General features: G+C 38.3%; 1 protein-coding gene. It reads left to right on the top strand.

The features are described 5' to 3' along the window. Window positions 1-311: 311 nt before the first annotated feature. The gene (locus ADA55_RS08240; RefSeq protein WP_048681835.1) at window positions 312-1,151 is read left to right on the top strand and encodes a DUF2935 domain-containing protein; all 840 of its coding nucleotides are present in this window, start codon (window positions 312-314) and stop codon (window positions 1,149-1,151) included. Window positions 1,152-1,315: the final 164 nt, after the last annotated feature.

Genomic DNA, 1,315 nt, shown 5'->3' with positions numbered 1-1,315 from the left:
AACCACAACTCACTACCTGGTAAATAGCAACAAAGTATGTGAAAACAGCCTTTAGATAAGACTCAAATCGTCCAGGATTTTTGTACACCCCTCAGTTCGAAATCCATTTCCCTTCCTTTATACTCGCTTACTTTTCTTCAAGAACATGGATGAATCACGTTATTTCCCCTACAAGAGAAAACAAAAAAACTCACCGGTTTGAGGTGTTAAAAGGATATCGGTAATGATAGGATTTGCAATTTGAACAGAATAATAATGCCCCCTCGTTAATATGCTTTTAATGATGGATTTGTTAAAAGGGGGCATTAGTTATGAATGAGAACACACAGGAAACCACCAATATGAGGAATAACTCGGGAATGTTTGTTGCACGCTCTTTAGATGAGATTCGTTTTTGGTCAAGAATAATGAAGGAACACTCTTTATTTCTAAGACTAGGTTTCAGATGTGAAGATACACAGTTAATTGAGGAAGCTAATCAGTTTTATCATTTGTTTGAACGGATAGAACAGCAATCCCATTCATTAACAAATCAAGCTGATCCCGAACAGATCAGGAGATTTAACTCGGAGGTGCAGCAAGCTGCTACAGGCATATTTTTATTTAAAAGGAAGGTATTGGGATTAATACTCACCTGTAAATTGCCTGGTGCAAACAACTTCCCACTTTTAGTCGACCATACAAGCAGGGAAGCCAATTATTTTAGAAAACGATTAATAGAATTAAATGAGGGTAAATTGAAACCACTTGCAGATGCGATCATCAAGGAAAATGTTTTCTTTTTAAGAATAATGGCGGATCATGCAAAATTCATCGGACATCTCCTTGATCCATCGGAAAGAAAGTTGGTGGATATGGCGCGAAACTTCAGTAATGATTTTGATCAATTAGTCTTTCAAGCTGTAGACTTAGAGTCCATGAAACCGCAATCTCAAACCGCCCCTCTTTTGGATCAATTTCTAGATCAGAACCGTGTTTCCGTCGTATCACTTCGGGACTTTAAGAAAACCGCCAGGGATTTAATCGAAGAATGCAAAATCAAGAGCATTATCCATCCACTGTTAGCTGATCACGTTTTCCGTGAGGCCGAACGCTTCCTTGAAATCATCGATATGTTTGAATCCCACCTTACAGGTGAAACATACAATTAATTAGAGGTTTTTATATTATTGCTATTATGGATTAATATATTCAAATAAAAATTGACCCTTCTCGATATCGAGTTTGTCTACAGTTTTTTTTGCTTGTATAAATTTGGATGTTGCTTTCCACTTCAGGCACTCGCTTTCCGCGGGCGGTCCGGGAGCCTCCTCGG

The organism is Bacillus sp. 220_BSPC, from assembly GCF_001054655.1.
GTDB lineage: Bacteria > Bacillota > Bacilli > Bacillales > DSM-1321 > Peribacillus > Peribacillus frigoritolerans.
This window is presented reverse-complemented; position numbering and strand designations above follow the sequence as displayed.